A 14293-nucleotide genomic window follows, 5' to 3' on the forward strand; every position below is an offset into this window, starting at 1 on the left:
CCGCACGCATGCGCCTGCTTCTACTCCTCCTCTGCTGCTGCGCCAGCACGCTCGCGGCGTCGCCGCTCAAAATGGCGGAACTGCTCGCCTCAGGAAAGGAGCCGGTGCGCATCGTATGCATCGGCGACAGCATTACCGGCGTGTATTATCACAGCGGCGGTCGCCGCGCGTACCCTGAGATGCTCCAGCTCGAGCTTCGGCAGCTTTACCCTCAGGCACAGGTCACCGTGCACAATGCCGGTCGCAGTGGCGATACGACCACCGGCGGGCTCAAGCGTCTGGATGCAGACGTGCTCGTGCACAAGCCCCACCTTGTGACGATCATGTTTGGCATGAATGATCTGGTGGGCACCCCTGTGGGAACCTTCAAAAAGAATCTCCACGAGATGATCGCACGCTGCCGAAAAGCCGGTGCCGAGGTGCTTTTGTGCACCCAGAACTCTGTCGTCGAGACTCCGCAGCGTCCCTGTGCCCGTCTCGCGGAATTCACGCAGGCCATTCGTGACACGGCGCAGGAGGAAGTGCTCGCGGTCGCCGACTGCTTCGCGGCATTTGAGGTGGTCCACTCAGCCGATGCTGCCGAATGGAATCTGCTTCTCAGCGACACCATTCATCCAAACATGGCTGGGCATAAGCTGTTTGCGGAAACCCTCGCACTGGCCATCACCGGGCAGACAGTTTCTCTCCGGGACATCGGCCCGCCCATGCCTGCGCTCCCTCGCACCTTTGCCAAGCTCAAAGCGGGTGAGCCCATCCAGGTGTTTGCCATGCCGCCGTATGATGCGCTCATCGCACCCGCGATAAAGCGCCTGTATCCCGCTGCTGCCGTCAAAGTTTCGACATGGCCAGTCGAAGGCCAGTCGCTGGCACAGCTGGAAGCTGCCGCGCGCAAGGTGCGCAGTACCCAGCAGGATCTTGTGATCATTGCCATTCCTGTCGAGCTGCCACTCAAGAATGAGGCGCAGTTTCATCACGACTATTCATGGGTCATGAACTGGTCCCTGAGTTTTGGCCTGCAGCAGTGGGATGTGGTGGCGGCCCTGCCTTCATCGGCCAGGCCAGTGCTCAACGCTGAGGAACGCCGCCGTGAAGCATTCGCGCAGCGCCTCATCAAGGCGCAGGACCTTTCCATGATCTCACGTAGCAATGGGGACGAGTCATCCTTGCCCGAAATGCTTTTCCGCTGGCTTTCCCGGAATCAGCCCTGACTTGGATTCGTGCTCACGGCGGCATCTTTTCAACGACACATGGAAAGAAATGTTCGTGGGACTCGCTGATGTAGTGGCGGCCGGTTCATGCTGAATCGTCCAGTTCACGGCTGTCTTCCATTCATCTCTGCTCATGAAAGCCCTGCTTCATTCCGTCATCGTTCTTTTCACCCTCTGTCTGTGGCAGTCCGCCCGCGCGGATGATGCGGTGCGCATTGCCACCTTTGATGTGGATGCCACGCCACCGCTGGGCGCTGCCATGGCCTATGATCCGGTGAAGCGTGTGGACGACCTCACTCTGCGCTGCCGTGGCATCGTCATCCTGGGAGGCGGCCAGCCTGTTGTTCTCTCCGCGGTGGATTGGATCGGCATCGCCAATGAAGGACACGACGCTTTTCGTGCAGCGCTCGCTGAGGCCGCTGGCACCGTGCCGGGTCGCGTGGCCGTGCACACTCTGCATCAGCATGATGCGCCCGGCTGCGACTTTACAGCGGAAAAGATCATCAAGGAACTCAATGTGAAGGGCTACACACGCTTTGAAGGCACGTTTCACCGCCAGGTGATCCAGCGTGCGGCAGACGCCATCGGTGCCTCTTTGCCAAACGCCCAGACCGCCACCCACTACGGCTACGGCGAGGCCGTGGTGAAGGAGGTGGCTTCAAACCGCCGCGTGGAGCGCACACCTGAAGGCAGGGTGGGACGCATGCGCGGCAGCAGTTGCAAAATCGAAGGGCTGATCGCGCTGCCGGAAGGTCTCATCGATCCCGTTGTTTCCGTGCTCAGCTTTTGGAATGGAGAGAAACCCATCGCCGTGCTCAGCGCCTATGCCTGTCACCCGCAGAGCTACTACCGTCTCGGCATTCCAAGTCCTGACTTCCCCGGTATCGCTCGCTTCATTCGCGGGCAGGATGTGAATGCGGCGCTGCATGTCCACTTCAATGGTGCAGGCGGCAATGTGGCCGCGGGCAAATATAACGACGGTGCACAAAGCAACCGCATTATACTCGCCACCCGTCTCGCCGCTGGAATGCGGGAGGCTTATGACAAGACCGCAAAGCTACCTCTCACCGCCGCAGACATAGGCTGGGGCAGCGTATCTGTGAAACTTCCACTGTCTCCCCGGCTGGATGAAGATGATTTGATCGCCAAGCTCAAGGCCACTGAAGCCAAGGGCTACATCTCCTTTGCCGATCAGCTCGCCTTCGTGCGCCGCAGCAAGGCTGGGAAGGAGATCGACATCACCTGCCTGCAGGTGGGAGATTCCCGCATGCTGCACCTGCCTGGTGAGCTCTTTGTGGAATACCAGCTCGCTGCCAAAGCCATGCGCCCGGATCTCCACGTCATGATGGCCGCCTACGGCAACTACGGTCCTGGCTACATCGGCACCGCCGCCGCCTATCCCGAAGGCGGCTACGAAACCGGCCCCACGTCTTCCAATGTGGCTCCCGAGGTGGAGCAGGTCTTGACTTCAGCGATGCAGCAGTTGCTTGGAAAAAAGCCGTGATGTGGAATGTCTCACCCGCATGACCACAGAGGATCTCCTGCCACGCCTTCAATCCGCCGGCCTGATCACCGGCACCGACATTTGCGTGACACCGCTGACCGGCGGTGTCTCCAGCGACATCGTGCTGGTGGAATCGACCACGCAGAAACTCGTCGTCAAAGCAGCCCTCGAAAAACTGCGCGTGAAGGATGACTGGTTTGTCGATGTCTCGCGCAATCGCGTCGAGCAGTCCTTCTTTGAGTACGTCTCGCCCATATTGCCCGCCTCAGTGCCTCGCATCCTCGGTGGCGGTGATGGCTGGTTCGCCATGGAGTACCTCGGCGATGCCCTGCAGAACTGGAAGGCTCAATTGCTCGCAGGCCACATCTCCGCCGATACCGCCTGCATGGCTGGCGAGGTCCTCGGTCGCATGCACGCCTCATCGTGGAATGATCCCGTTGCTCATGAGCGCTTTGCCACTTTGCCAAACTTTCAGGCCCTGCGAATCGATCCCTACTTGCTGACCACCGCTGAACGCGTTCCTGATGCCGCCCCGTTTCTTCGCGCGGAAGCCGCACGACTCGCGGAAACCAAACTCGCTTTGGTGCACGGCGACTACAGCCCCAAAAACCTCCTCGTCGGACCCGGACGCCTCATCGTGCTCGATGCCGAATGTGCCTGGTTTGGCGATCCCGCCTTTGACGCCGCATTCCTGCTCACTCATTTGCATCTCAAGGGCCTGCTGAATCCGCAAGCGCTTCAACTCATCCCCGCTTTCTGGTCCTCCTACACCGCAGCCTGCGGTCACGATCTGGAACAGCGCACCGTGATTTTGCTGCTCTGCCTCCTCCTTGCTCGCGCGCATGGAAAATCCCCCGCCGAATATCTTTCCGCTGAACAACGGGACGTCGTCACGCGTTTCGTTCTCTCCCATTTATCCCGACCGCCCTCGATTGCCGCGCTCACGGAAGCTTGGGCCGCACACACATGAAGATCACCGCATTAGACGCCCTGCAAATTTTCGACAGCCGTGGCAATCCCACCGTGGAAGTCATCGCCACTCTGGTAGACGGCACCTGCGGCCATGGCCTCGTTCCTTCGGGCGCTTCCACCGGACAACATGAAGCGCTGGAACTCCGTGATGGAGACAAGAACCGATTCCGTGGGAAATCCGTGTTTAAAGCGGTATCTCATGTGAAAGGCGAGATCGCCTCCTCCGCCATCGGCCGGGACGTCTTCGATCAAGCCGGACTGGATGCCGCTTTGATCGCCCTTGATGGCACTCCCGGAAAATCACGTCTTGGTGCCAATGCCATTCTCGGTACCAGCATGGCCGTGGCGCAGGCGGCGGCAAATGTGAAGCGCATGCCGCTGTTTGAGTCCCTTGGCGGCGGGCAGGGGACCTTGCTGCCGCTTCCCGAAATCCAGATCTTCGGCGGCGGCAAACACGCGCAGGGCCGCATCGACATTCAAGACTTCATGATCATGGCGCTCACCGCCAAAACTTATGAGGAAACACTCGAAGTCACCGCGAATGTCTTCCACGCCGCCGCCGAGGTGATGCGCGAGCGCGGACTGCTTGCGGGTGTGGCGGATGAAGGCGGCTACTGGCCCATGTTTGACCGCAATGAAGACGTCTTCGATGCCCTCATCGCTTCCATTGAACGTGCGGGCTACACTCCAGGGCATGAGGTCGGCATCTCGCTCGACATTGCCGCCACGGATCTCTTTTGTGACGGGCATTACACCCTCGGCCTGGAGCAGCGCCGCTTCACCTCAGAGCAGTTCGCCGCGCTCATGATCGAGTGGGTGACGAAATATCCCATCGTTTCAATCGAAGATCCCATGGCCGAGGACGACTGGGAGGGCTGGAAAATCGTGCGCGAGGCCATCGGCCACCGCTGCCAGCTCATCGGCGACGATCATTTCACCACGAACATCTCACGCATCGAGCGTGGCATCGCCGCACACACAGCCAACGCTGTACTCATCAAGCTCAATCAAATCGGCACCGTCACCGAAACCATTGCGGCCATTCACCGCACGCAGTCTGCAGGCTGGCTGCCCGTGGTCTCCGCCCGCTCTGGCGAAACGGAGGATGCCTTCATCGCCCACCTCGCCGTGGCCACCAATGCCGGCCAGCTCAAAGTCGGGTCCTTCAGCCGCAGCGAACGCATGGCCAAGTGGAACGAGGTGCTCCGCATCCAGCGCCAGCTCGGCTCACGTGCTCGCTTCGTTGGCGCAGGACTCTTCGCCTCCGCCGGCATCCAGCTACCATGAACAGGATTCTCTTCGCCCTCTTGCTCGCTGTGGCAGGCACCGAGGCACGCGACATCCGCGTCGGCCTCGACAAAGATGCCCCCACCATCGCGCAAGCCATCAAGGCCTCACTGCCGGGAGATGTCATTCATCTCGAGCCGAAGGTTTATCACGATTACGCCGGCTTCTACGGCAAGAAAGGAGAGCCAGCCAAACCCATCACGCTGGATGGCCATGGTGCGACCCTGGAAGGCAGCGATCCGCTTGATCCCGCCACTTGGACGGAGGTGTCTCCCGGGCTCTTCAAAAACGACGCCCTGCTGCCCCGGCTCGATGACGCCGTGATCGGGCGCTGGTTCTTCCTGTGGAACGGCCAGATGAACCACATGGGCCGCACCTCCAAGGGCAGGGCCGCACCTTTAAAGAAGCCCGAGGATCTCCAGCCTGGCGAATGGACCTTTGTCAAAGATCCCTCACGGGAGAAGCCGCCATCGCTGCAAATCTACGGAGCCTTCTATATCAGGCTGCCTGCGGGGCAGAAGCTCGCCGATGCCATCATCCGTGCTCCCGTGCGCAGCGCCGGTGTGCAGATGGGCGGGGACAATGCGCATCTCGTCATCAAGAATCTCACCGCCACCCACCCCTACAACGACGGCTTCAACATTCATGGCGACTGCCGCGATGTCGTTTTTGAAAACATCCGCGCCATCGAGTGCGGCGACGATGGCATCAGCGCCCACGAATCCGCGCAGTATCGCGTGGATGGCTTTGTCAGCATGGGCAACAGCACCGGCATCACCGACACCGGAACGGCGCAGACCAGCTACAATCGCGTCTTTCTCGCGAACAACATCGGCTTTGATCTCTTCTTCCTTGATGAAGGACGTTACACTCTCACCAATGCCCTGGTGCTGTCCTCCGCGCAGAATGCCCTCACCATCACGGGCCGCACGAATGGCGACTGCTGCATGAAAATGGAGAATGTTCTTATTCGTCGTCTTGCCAAACCCCGTCTGGGCAATGTTACCACTCGTGCCGTGCTGGAGGCAAAAAACTGCACCTTTGAAGGCATGGACGTCAAAGTCGCAGGCAGTGCCACCTGGAACAACTGCCTCGTCAATGACAAGCCGCTGCCTGAAGGCAGCAAGGCCACGGGTGCTGATGTGTCCGGACTGCTGAAACTCATGCCCCAGGATTTCAAGCCGTGAAAGCCATTCTCTTCCTCCTGCTTGCCGCCGAGATTTTAGCGGAGGATGCCAGGCCCGTCATCTCCGGGATCTGGATGATGGGCCAGTCCTTGTGCGATGGTTCGGAGTCGCTTCCCATCGTGACTGAAAAGGACAGCGGCTGGGGAAACCTGGCGTTCCAGCGCGGTGTTCGCACCTGGCTGCCATCTGATCATCCCTCGCTGCCCGCGCAGCGTGAGGCAGGGCATTTTGCTTTCACGCCCCTGTGTGCGCAGGCAAACGGCGGCCTCGGAGAGACTGCCGCAAACGGCATCGCAGATCATTGGCTCGCTTCTTTGGTGTCGGGGGACAAGGCCTTGGTCGGTAAATCCGCAGCACCTTTTCTCGTAGCATGTGCAGGGCAGGGTGGTCGGCAGATTCAGGAACTCTCCATCGCTGACCTTTCGACGGATGCCCGTACGCCGGCTTCACGCCAGCACGGTGGCGGTTATTATAAGACCAGCCTGGATGACGCCCGCCGCGCCGCGGCGCAGGCAAAGGCCGTTGGAAAAGAGTTTCGCATGGCCGCGCTGTATTGGATGCAGGGAGAAGGCAATGGAGGCCCCACCGGCGGGATCGTTCCCTCTCGGTGGGACGCCGAGCTGCCCCATGCCGAAGGACTCGCATGGTATCGCGATCAGCTCACCGCCTACCGCCGCCAATGGTCTGCGGATCTATGTGCCATCACCGGGCAGAAAGGCGACCTCCCGCTGTTCACCTACCAGACGCTGGGCCCTGCGGGAGAGGCCCAGCTTATGGCGGCGGATGCGGATGCCTCCATCTTTCTCGTGGGGCCGCATTACGCTGTGCCCAGTGCCATCAACAGTCGCACCAAACCTGGACGCCATGGCGATCCCATCCACCTCGCCGCTGATGGCGAGCGCTGGTGGGGCGAGCAAGTGGGCAAAGTCATGCACCGCGTCCTGGACAAGGGCGAAAACTGGCAGCCGCTGCGCCCACGCAAAGCACGGCTTGAATCCAAACGCGACAGCATCCTCATCGACTTCACGGTTCCTCGTCCGCCTTTGGTGCTCGACACCGTGTTTCTCGCCAGGCAGGAGATCGCTGCCAAAGACGGCTTCACATCGCTTGCAGGCTTTCGTGTTCACGACAGCGCGGGGCAGCCTGTTACACTTGCCGCCGTCGAAGTCAGTGCTCCCACACAGGTCCGTCTGCGTCTCTACACACCGCTTCCTGAAGGCAAAAAATGCCGCATCAGCTACGGTCATCCCTTCGCCGCGGCCCTCGGTGTGATCTCCAAACTCACCGAGGGGGCTGCGCCGATGGCGGAAATGGAACTGCCCACTTCGTTATCTGCGCTGCTGCAGCCACTGCTCGCGGAAGGTGCCTTTTTCGTCACCAGCATTTCCGGTCCGGTGACCCGTGTTCCTATTCGCGCGGTAAGTGAACTCAACGGCACCACCACGCTGCGCTATCTTCCCGGTGAGCTCCGCAACGGCGTGAAATTCGAAGTTGGTCAGAATGTTGTGGCTCAGCGCTCGTTCAGCTATGGCAATCTGCGCGACTCCGACCCCGAGTCCTCGGTCCATAGGTTTGCCGATGCCACGTTTGGCACCCGGGAAGGCCTGCCATATCCCTTGTGGAACTGGTGCGTCCTCTTCTCGGATTTCAGCGTGGATTAGTCCAAAGTGCTATTGGAGCAAGAATCAGAGCCGCCTGGATCGTTCTAACTATTCATCCATGAAGCGCTCCCTCCGCACTCTCAGCTTCCTTCTGCTCATGCATCCGCTCCATGCGGCCGAGCAGGTCTTTTTTGCCTTTGATGACCACAACATTGCCTGGCAGCACAATCTCAAGCTCACGCTGGAAACGGCACAGAAGCATCCTGGGAATCCGGTGCTGCGCAACGGTCCGCCTGGATCTCCGGACCACGGTCATGCCATTCTGTATGGCACAGTCCTCAAGCAGGGGGACGTCTTCCGCATGTGGTATCTCGGCATGCACGAGCCACAGGTCGTCAAAGGCCAGGCTCCCGGTTGGTGGCGGCCCATGTGCTACGCCGAGAGCAAAGACGGCATTACCTGGATTAAGCCTGAGCTCGGGCTCGTGGAGTTTAGCGGCAGCACCAAAAACAACATCTGCCTTGTCGAAGGTGAGCCGTGGTCCATGACCCGGGTGAACGACTTTCTCTCAGTGCTCTATGAACCTGATGAGCCCGATCCCGCAAAACGTTACAAGTGCGCATTCATCGCGCACATGCCCATCGAGGACGTCAAAGGCGGACGCAGCAAGATCGGCCCAAACGAGAAGCGCTGGGGCGCTTTCGTCACCGCCACCAGTTCGGACGGTCTGAAATGGAAGTGCGTTGGCGACCGTCCTGCCAATGCCGGTGGCGAGCGCTTTGAAGTGAGCAGCCTGTACCGCTTCGGAGACTTTTACTACGCCACCGGACAGCTCCTCAGCCCGTGGTCATGGCGCGCGGATGGCAGGGACATCGGGCGCGATATGCTGGCCTATCGCTCCCCAGATTTTGTGTCTTGGTCAAAGGCCAAAGCCTTCTCTTACGCACGTCCCGGTCAGCTTTCCGACCCGCCGGTCAAAGGCCAGCAGATGCACATGGGCGCAGGATTGTGGAACCGCGGCAATGTCATGGTCGGTCTCCACGGCATGTGGCAGGATGCCGGGGAAAAGCCGCCGAAGGACAAAAGCTGGAACTACGGCGTGCGTGTGGATCTCGGCCTCATGATCAGCAATGACGGCGTGCATTTTCGCGAACCGGTTCCGGGATTCCAGGTCATTCCTCGGGGCAGGGAGGGGGAGTGGGATGATGTCGCCATCCTGCAGGGGCATGCGTTTGTGAATGAAGGAGACAAGACGATGGTCTGGTATTCTCATTGGAACACAGGAGGTGACCTTGAGAACATGGACATCGGCCTCGCCACCCTGCGCCGTGATGGCTTCGGCTCCCTCTCCTGCAAGGTGGCGGATGAAGAGGCTCACTTCATCACCAGTACATTCACCGCCAGAGACATCGCCCTGAACGTGGACGGCGTGACGCCAGAGTTGCCGCTCACCGTTGAGTTGCTGGATCATCTGGACCATCCGATTGCAGGCTATTCGTGCAAAGTATCCACCCATGGCATCCGTGTGCCTCTTCCTTGGGCCAAGCCACTTCCGGCGGGCCGGAAACTCGCGCTGCGTGTGAACTTCGCTCCCGGCAGCTCAGCAAAGGTATACGCGGTCTACCTGAACGAATGACAGTCGGCTTTTCGCCGATGCTTAAAATTTGATACGACCGCTTTCCTGGACGTCTGCGTAACAGGAGGTTCCCGAGGTGGACAGATGAGTTGCGCGCCAGGATCAGCCGAAGTTTATCGTTTTGACCGAGGGAGATTTTACTGGAAAAAGGGTGCCTGCACTGGACTATAATTTTACCCAAGATCATTTTTTACCACGATCATGCCACAGTTGGACACTTCTTTCAGTATTCTCCGCTTGATAGCTTTGTCTGCAAGCCTGCTGGCACCCACGCTTGCAAGCGCTGCGGTTTACGAGGTGGGCCCAGGCAAAACGTATGAGGACATCGGCTCCGTTCCCTGGCAGGCGTTGGCTCCCGGCGATGTGGTACGCATCAACTGGCGCAAGCAGCCCTATCATGAAAAGTGGGTGCTGGCCTGCCGTGGAACGGCAAAAAGCCCCATCACGGTCAGCGGGGTTCCGGGGCCGGGTGGCAAGCTGCCCGTGATCGATGGTGAGAATGCAATGACCAGCCCCATGGTTCAGTACTGGGGCGAGGAGCGAGGCGTCATCAAAATCGGCGGAGCGAATGTGCCGGCGGTCACAATGCCCGCGCACATTGTTCTGGAGAATCTAGACATCCGAAATGGAAGGTCTTCTTTCAGCTTCACCGGCAGGCGCGGTCCCACCCCGTACAAGAAAGATGCCGCGAGTGTGAACGTCGAGATCGTGGATCATCTGGTTCTGAGAAACCTGACTTTGCACGGGAGCAGCAATGGTCTCATGATCAGCCCGCAATCAAGAAATGTGCGCGTGGAGCGCTGCCACATTTATGACAATGGCAATCCTGGCAGCATCACGGAGCACAATGCCTACACCGAATGCAACGGCATCGTGTTTGAGGGCAATCATTTTGGACCGCTGCGCACAGGTTGTCTGGGCAACAATCTCAAGGACCGCTCCGCGGGTCTGGTGGTTTCCTACAACTGGATTGAAGGTGGCAACCGGCAGCTTGATCTCGTGGATGCCACCGGCAATCCGGAGCTTAATGCATCATCTTCTTATCGGGACACGTACGTCTTTGGCAATGTCTTCCTTGAGCGCGATGGTGATGGCAACAACCAGATCGTTCATTACGGCGGAGACAGCGGCAAGACCAATGGTTATCGCAAAGGCGTGCTCCACTTCTATAACAACACCGTCGTCTCCACCCGCGACAAGCCCATCGCTGTGTTCCGCCTTTCCACAGCCAATGAAACGGTGGACTGCCAGGGAAACATCCTGCATGCGACCACCAAAGGAAAAAACCTTTCCCTCGTCTGCAAGGTCGGTGTGCTGAAGATGGGCAGGAACTGGCTCACTGAAGGCTGGATCCCCACGGAGGATGAATTCACGGGCACCATTGAAACTCTCGTGCCTTCTGACGTGGGAGCCGATCCTGGCTTCGTTTCTCTGGCAGATCAAGATTTCACCCTTGCTCCCAATTCGCCTTGCCTCGGCGCGGCGCCTGAGCTTGCCCGGGGGCTCCTTCCGGTGCTCTATCGCTACGTCCGTCACCAGCAGATCGAAAAGCTGCCCGCCGACCAAAAGCGGAACATGGGAGCGGAATAAAGCCTGGTGGGTCTTTTGCCATGAATCTCCGCCGAGCCATCCTCCCTCTCCTGATTCTGACCGGGGCATGCTTCGGTGCGTCGGTGGCCCCGCAGCTGCAAGATCCATGGGATGCGGGCTATTCCAATCTGGACGCAACCGGGCCGCATGTGCTGGGCTGCTGGAAGTTTGATGACATGCCGCAGACCGATGCCTCCGGCCGCGGTATCAGCCTGTCTGTTCACCCCTCCTCGGCGGTTCCGGATGGACGTTTCTACGGTGGGCTCAAAGGTAGTCCGCATGTCAGAACCCCGGCAGCACTGCCACATCTGTCTCCTAATGGAGCATTCTCCGCTGAAATGTGGGTGAAGGTGACAGACAGTGCTCCTGCTGCGCAGGCGGCAGCCTGTCTGCTGGACAAACAAGGCCCACAAATGGAGGACTTCTGCTGGAGTCTGCTGCCGGCCGACGAGCGCGGCCTGCGTCAGATAATGGTTCGCCTTGGTTATGGAGCGTTTGTCAAAGAGCATGTCTCCATCCCCGTTGCTCTTCCACTGAACGAGTGGCGGCATCTGGCTTTCACTTATGATGGAGCTGGCAAAGTGGTTTTCTTTGTCGATTCGCAGACCGTCGGCGAATCTTTTGCGGAACGCTGCGGCGCAACGCAACCCGGTCCTCAGCCGCTGAGCGTGGGGGCCACCATTCCCGGGAACGCCTCGTTTCCTGGCGTCATCGATGAGGTGCGCCTCTGTTCGGGAGTGCGCGAATTTGCGGCATTCGCGTTGGAGATTATCGGCACGTCTCATGTTTGGGAGCGCTTGTCGCGCTCCAATTCGATGCAGATCAGATGCGCCAATCTCCGCAAGCAGCCTTTGCGCGGCATGGAGATGACCTATGTCGTTGATGGTGTTCCTCAGTCATTCATTTTTCCCGATCTCGCTCCCGGGGCTGCCAATGTGAATGAATTCGGTCCGGACACAGCCCTCAAGCCCGGCACCTACACGCTGGAGGTGGTCATGGGCAGCGGCACCACGCGGGTTAGCCGCAAAAAAGACTTCAAGATCATTGGCAGGAGTAGGCAGATGTTTCCCGTCATCATGGACGGCGTCGGCCCGAGCGACCTGCCGTGGTTGGCGCCGCTGGGTTGCACGCACTGGGCTGGCATCAGCAACGACGACGCTCCCTACGCCGGCACCGCCGACAGACAGCGTCCTCCGCTGGTGCAGGCAAAGCTTGAGGAGGGGCTGCTGTCCGGCCTGAAGGCCGTTGGTTCGGTGAATTATGACAAGCTCATGCTCGCCATGAAGCACATCAAAGTCGGTCGCGATGGCAAAGAATACTCTCCGCCTGAGCTCAATGTGGCCAGTCCGGAGGCCGCCGCCTTCATGTTCGGCTGCGGCAACATGTTCACGGTCTATTACCGTGCCAACAATCTGTGGTCTGGCGTCATGATCGAGTCCTCTCTTGGCAAATCAAAGCCGGGCTTCAGTGCCAAGGAGCAGGAAGCCTACCGTACTTTCAGCGGGCAGGACATTCCCGCGGAGGTTCAGGGCGAATCGGTCAACTGGCGCATGATTCCCGGGTTTCCGGAGAATCGCATGGTATCGAATGATCATCCCATCCTGAAATACTACCGCTGGCTGTGGTCCGAAGGCAATGGCTGGAAGGAACTGAATGACACCTGGCGCCGATCCTATGATCGGCGCAAGCAGGATCGTGATGAAACCTGGATCATGCATCACCCCTCGGTGCGCCAGCCGTCAAAAGCGGGTGCTTACAGCCTCGTCACGAACATCGGAGACCAGAGCATGGATTCTCGAAACCCTCTGCTGGCAGGCCTTTGTGCGGATCAGCAGGTCGCCATGAGGGCTGCGCATGGAACTGAAATGGGCATCTATGGCATTGTCCCGCTGAGCTGGGAACGCAGTCTGGTTTCTCCCCCGGGGGCTGAAGGCACCGTGGATGCCATCGTGCAGGCGGATCGGACCGCGCAGTTGCAGCGCATCACCATGGCCTCCGCGATTCTGAAGGAGAACGTCTGGATGACGATGTCCCGCCCGGTGAAAGCCCTTGTGCTTACCGACGGCTTTGCCCTGCGCCCGGCCGAGAAGGATGCATCATATAACAAGTTCAGCACCACGCATCCTCAGGCCCGCTCTGCTTTGAGCGATGTTGCGCAGCGCTTGCTCCTTCCGCTGGGACCCATGCTGGCAAGACGACAGGCTCTGCGTTCTCCGGTGGTCATGCTGGAGAGTTTCACCTCGCAGGTCATGGCCGGCCGCGGTCTCTATTGCAGTGGTTCACCAAGCACTCTGGCAGCGTGGCAGGCCCTGCAGCATGCCCACATTCAGGCAGAACTGCTGTATGAGGAGACTCTACTTCAGGGCGGTTTGGATGACCGCAAGGTCCTGTTCCTCACCGACTGCGATGTGCTTCCCGTCAGTGTGGTGGAGAAAATCAGGCAGTGGCAGGAAACGGGCGGTAAAGTCATCGCAGACGAGCATCTTTGCTCGGCGCTCAAAGCAGATGTGGTTTTGACGGATCTGGCAGCACCCGCCACAGCGGCAGTCGCTGCCCCGGGCAGCAGTCCACCCGCGGACAATTCGGGAACACTGGCCCAAGACCTTCCACGGACGCAGCCTTTGTGGGAGAGGCTCGCGCAGGCCTGCAAAGACTGCGGCTGGCAGCCAGCGCTAAGCTGTGACAGCCCGGACATCATACTGCATGCCAGCAAGACGGGGGAGGCGACCTGTCTTTTTGTCATGAATGACCGCCGCGAAGCCGGCACCTATGTCGGTCAGCATGGCAAGGTGATGGAGTCCGGTTTGCCGGTGGTTGCCAGCCTGAATCTTGGTCAGGAAAAAATGAACGTCTATGATCTCACTCAATCCCGTTTCCTGCTGCCGAAGCGCGAGGACAGCGGGCTCATCATTCCCTTGCAACTCGGACCGGCGGAAGGCCGCGTGCTGCTGCTCTCGCCTTCTCCGTTGATCGAAATGCAGCTCGATGTGCCGGTGGTCGGCACCTGCGGAAACGTGGCCGAGGTGCGCATCGGTCTCACCACCTCGGGCGGCAGTCCCATGCCTGCGGCCATCCCGGTGGAGGTTACCATTCGCGATGCGGACGGCGCTCCTGCCGAGTTTGAAGGATATCACGTCGTGGACAATGGCGAATTGATCCTGCGTCTGGATCTCGCCAGAAATGAAACGCCAGGAATCTGGGAGGTGCGTGTGCGCGAGCTTGCCTCCGGCATGGAGGCCGTGAAGTGGATGCGGGTGAGCCGCTGAGACCACGGACGCGATTGCACAACGAAACATCCGCGCCTATCT

The 14293-nt window shown here is 59.6% G+C and carries 9 protein-coding genes; all 9 read left to right on the forward strand.

Going from position 1 to position 14293, the window contains the following annotated elements:
- Positions 1-8 precede the first annotated feature (8 nt).
- The gene (locus ACILSR_RS21345; RefSeq protein WP_395751823.1) at positions 9-1208 is read left to right on the forward strand and encodes an SGNH/GDSL hydrolase family protein; all 1200 of its coding nucleotides are present in this window, start codon (positions 9-11) and stop codon (positions 1206-1208) included.
- 133 nt (positions 1209-1341) lie between these two features.
- Positions 1342-2712 carry a hypothetical protein gene (locus ACILSR_RS21350; RefSeq protein ID WP_395751824.1) on the forward strand — a complete coding sequence of 457 codons (1371 nt, stop codon included), beginning with the start codon at positions 1342-1344 and terminating at the stop codon, positions 2710-2712.
- Positions 2713-2731: 19 nt separating this feature from the next.
- Positions 2732-3682 (forward strand): phosphotransferase family protein, encoded by a 951-nt coding sequence (locus ACILSR_RS21355; protein ID WP_395751825.1) that lies wholly within the window; start codon positions 2732-2734, stop codon positions 3680-3682.
- Entirely contained in the window at positions 3679-4971 is a 1293-nt protein-coding gene (gene eno / locus ACILSR_RS21360; RefSeq protein ID WP_395751826.1) for a phosphopyruvate hydratase, read from the forward strand. The genes ACILSR_RS21355 and eno overlap by 4 nt, the downstream gene beginning before the upstream one ends.
- Entirely contained in the window at positions 4968-6158 is a 1191-nt protein-coding gene (locus ACILSR_RS21365; protein ID WP_395751827.1) for a hypothetical protein, read from the forward strand. The genes eno and ACILSR_RS21365 overlap by 4 nt, the downstream gene beginning before the upstream one ends.
- On the forward strand, positions 6155-7819 hold the full coding sequence (locus ACILSR_RS21370; RefSeq protein WP_395751828.1) for a phosphate ABC transporter substrate-binding protein: 1665 nt from the start codon (positions 6155-6157) through the stop codon (positions 7817-7819). Before ACILSR_RS21365 ends, ACILSR_RS21370 begins: the two co-directional genes overlap by 4 nt.
- Before the next feature lie 58 nt (positions 7820-7877).
- Positions 7878-9395, forward strand: coding sequence for a hypothetical protein (locus tag ACILSR_RS21375; protein WP_395751829.1), 1518 nt, complete (start codon positions 7878-7880; stop codon positions 9393-9395).
- 201 nt (positions 9396-9596) lie between these two features.
- Entirely contained in the window at positions 9597-10985 is a 1389-nt protein-coding gene (locus ACILSR_RS21380) for a polysaccharide-degrading enzyme (RefSeq protein ID WP_395751830.1), read from the forward strand.
- A 20-nt stretch (positions 10986-11005) separates the two neighbouring features.
- Positions 11006-14251: a LamG domain-containing protein gene (locus ACILSR_RS21385; protein WP_395751831.1), complete on the forward strand. Its 3246-nt coding sequence runs from the start codon at positions 11006-11008 to the stop codon at positions 14249-14251.
- Positions 14252-14293 lie beyond the last annotated feature (42 nt).

This window comes from Prosthecobacter sp., from assembly GCF_044222565.1.
Classification (GTDB): Bacteria; Verrucomicrobiota; Verrucomicrobiia; order Verrucomicrobiales; family Verrucomicrobiaceae; genus Prosthecobacter.

Bases quoted from the DNA above. Each gene is read 5' to 3' on its own strand.
- ACILSR_RS21345 (WP_395751823.1), top strand. From the start codon at position 9: ATGCGCCTGCTTCTACTCCTCCTCTGCTGCTGCGCCAGCACGCTCGCG.
- ACILSR_RS21350 (WP_395751824.1), top strand. From the start codon at position 1,342: ATGAAAGCCCTGCTTCATTCCGTCATCGTTCTTTTCACCCTCTGTCTG.
- ACILSR_RS21355 (WP_395751825.1), top strand. From the start codon at position 2,732: ATGACCACAGAGGATCTCCTGCCACGCCTTCAATCCGCCGGCCTGATC.
- eno (WP_395751826.1), top strand. From the start codon at position 3,679: ATGAAGATCACCGCATTAGACGCCCTGCAAATTTTCGACAGCCGTGGC.
- ACILSR_RS21365 (WP_395751827.1), top strand. From the start codon at position 4,968: ATGAACAGGATTCTCTTCGCCCTCTTGCTCGCTGTGGCAGGCACCGAG.
- ACILSR_RS21375 (WP_395751829.1), top strand. From the start codon at position 7,878: ATGAAGCGCTCCCTCCGCACTCTCAGCTTCCTTCTGCTCATGCATCCG.
- ACILSR_RS21380 (WP_395751830.1), top strand. From the start codon at position 9,597: ATGCCACAGTTGGACACTTCTTTCAGTATTCTCCGCTTGATAGCTTTG.
- ACILSR_RS21385 (WP_395751831.1), top strand. From the start codon at position 11,006: ATGAATCTCCGCCGAGCCATCCTCCCTCTCCTGATTCTGACCGGGGCA.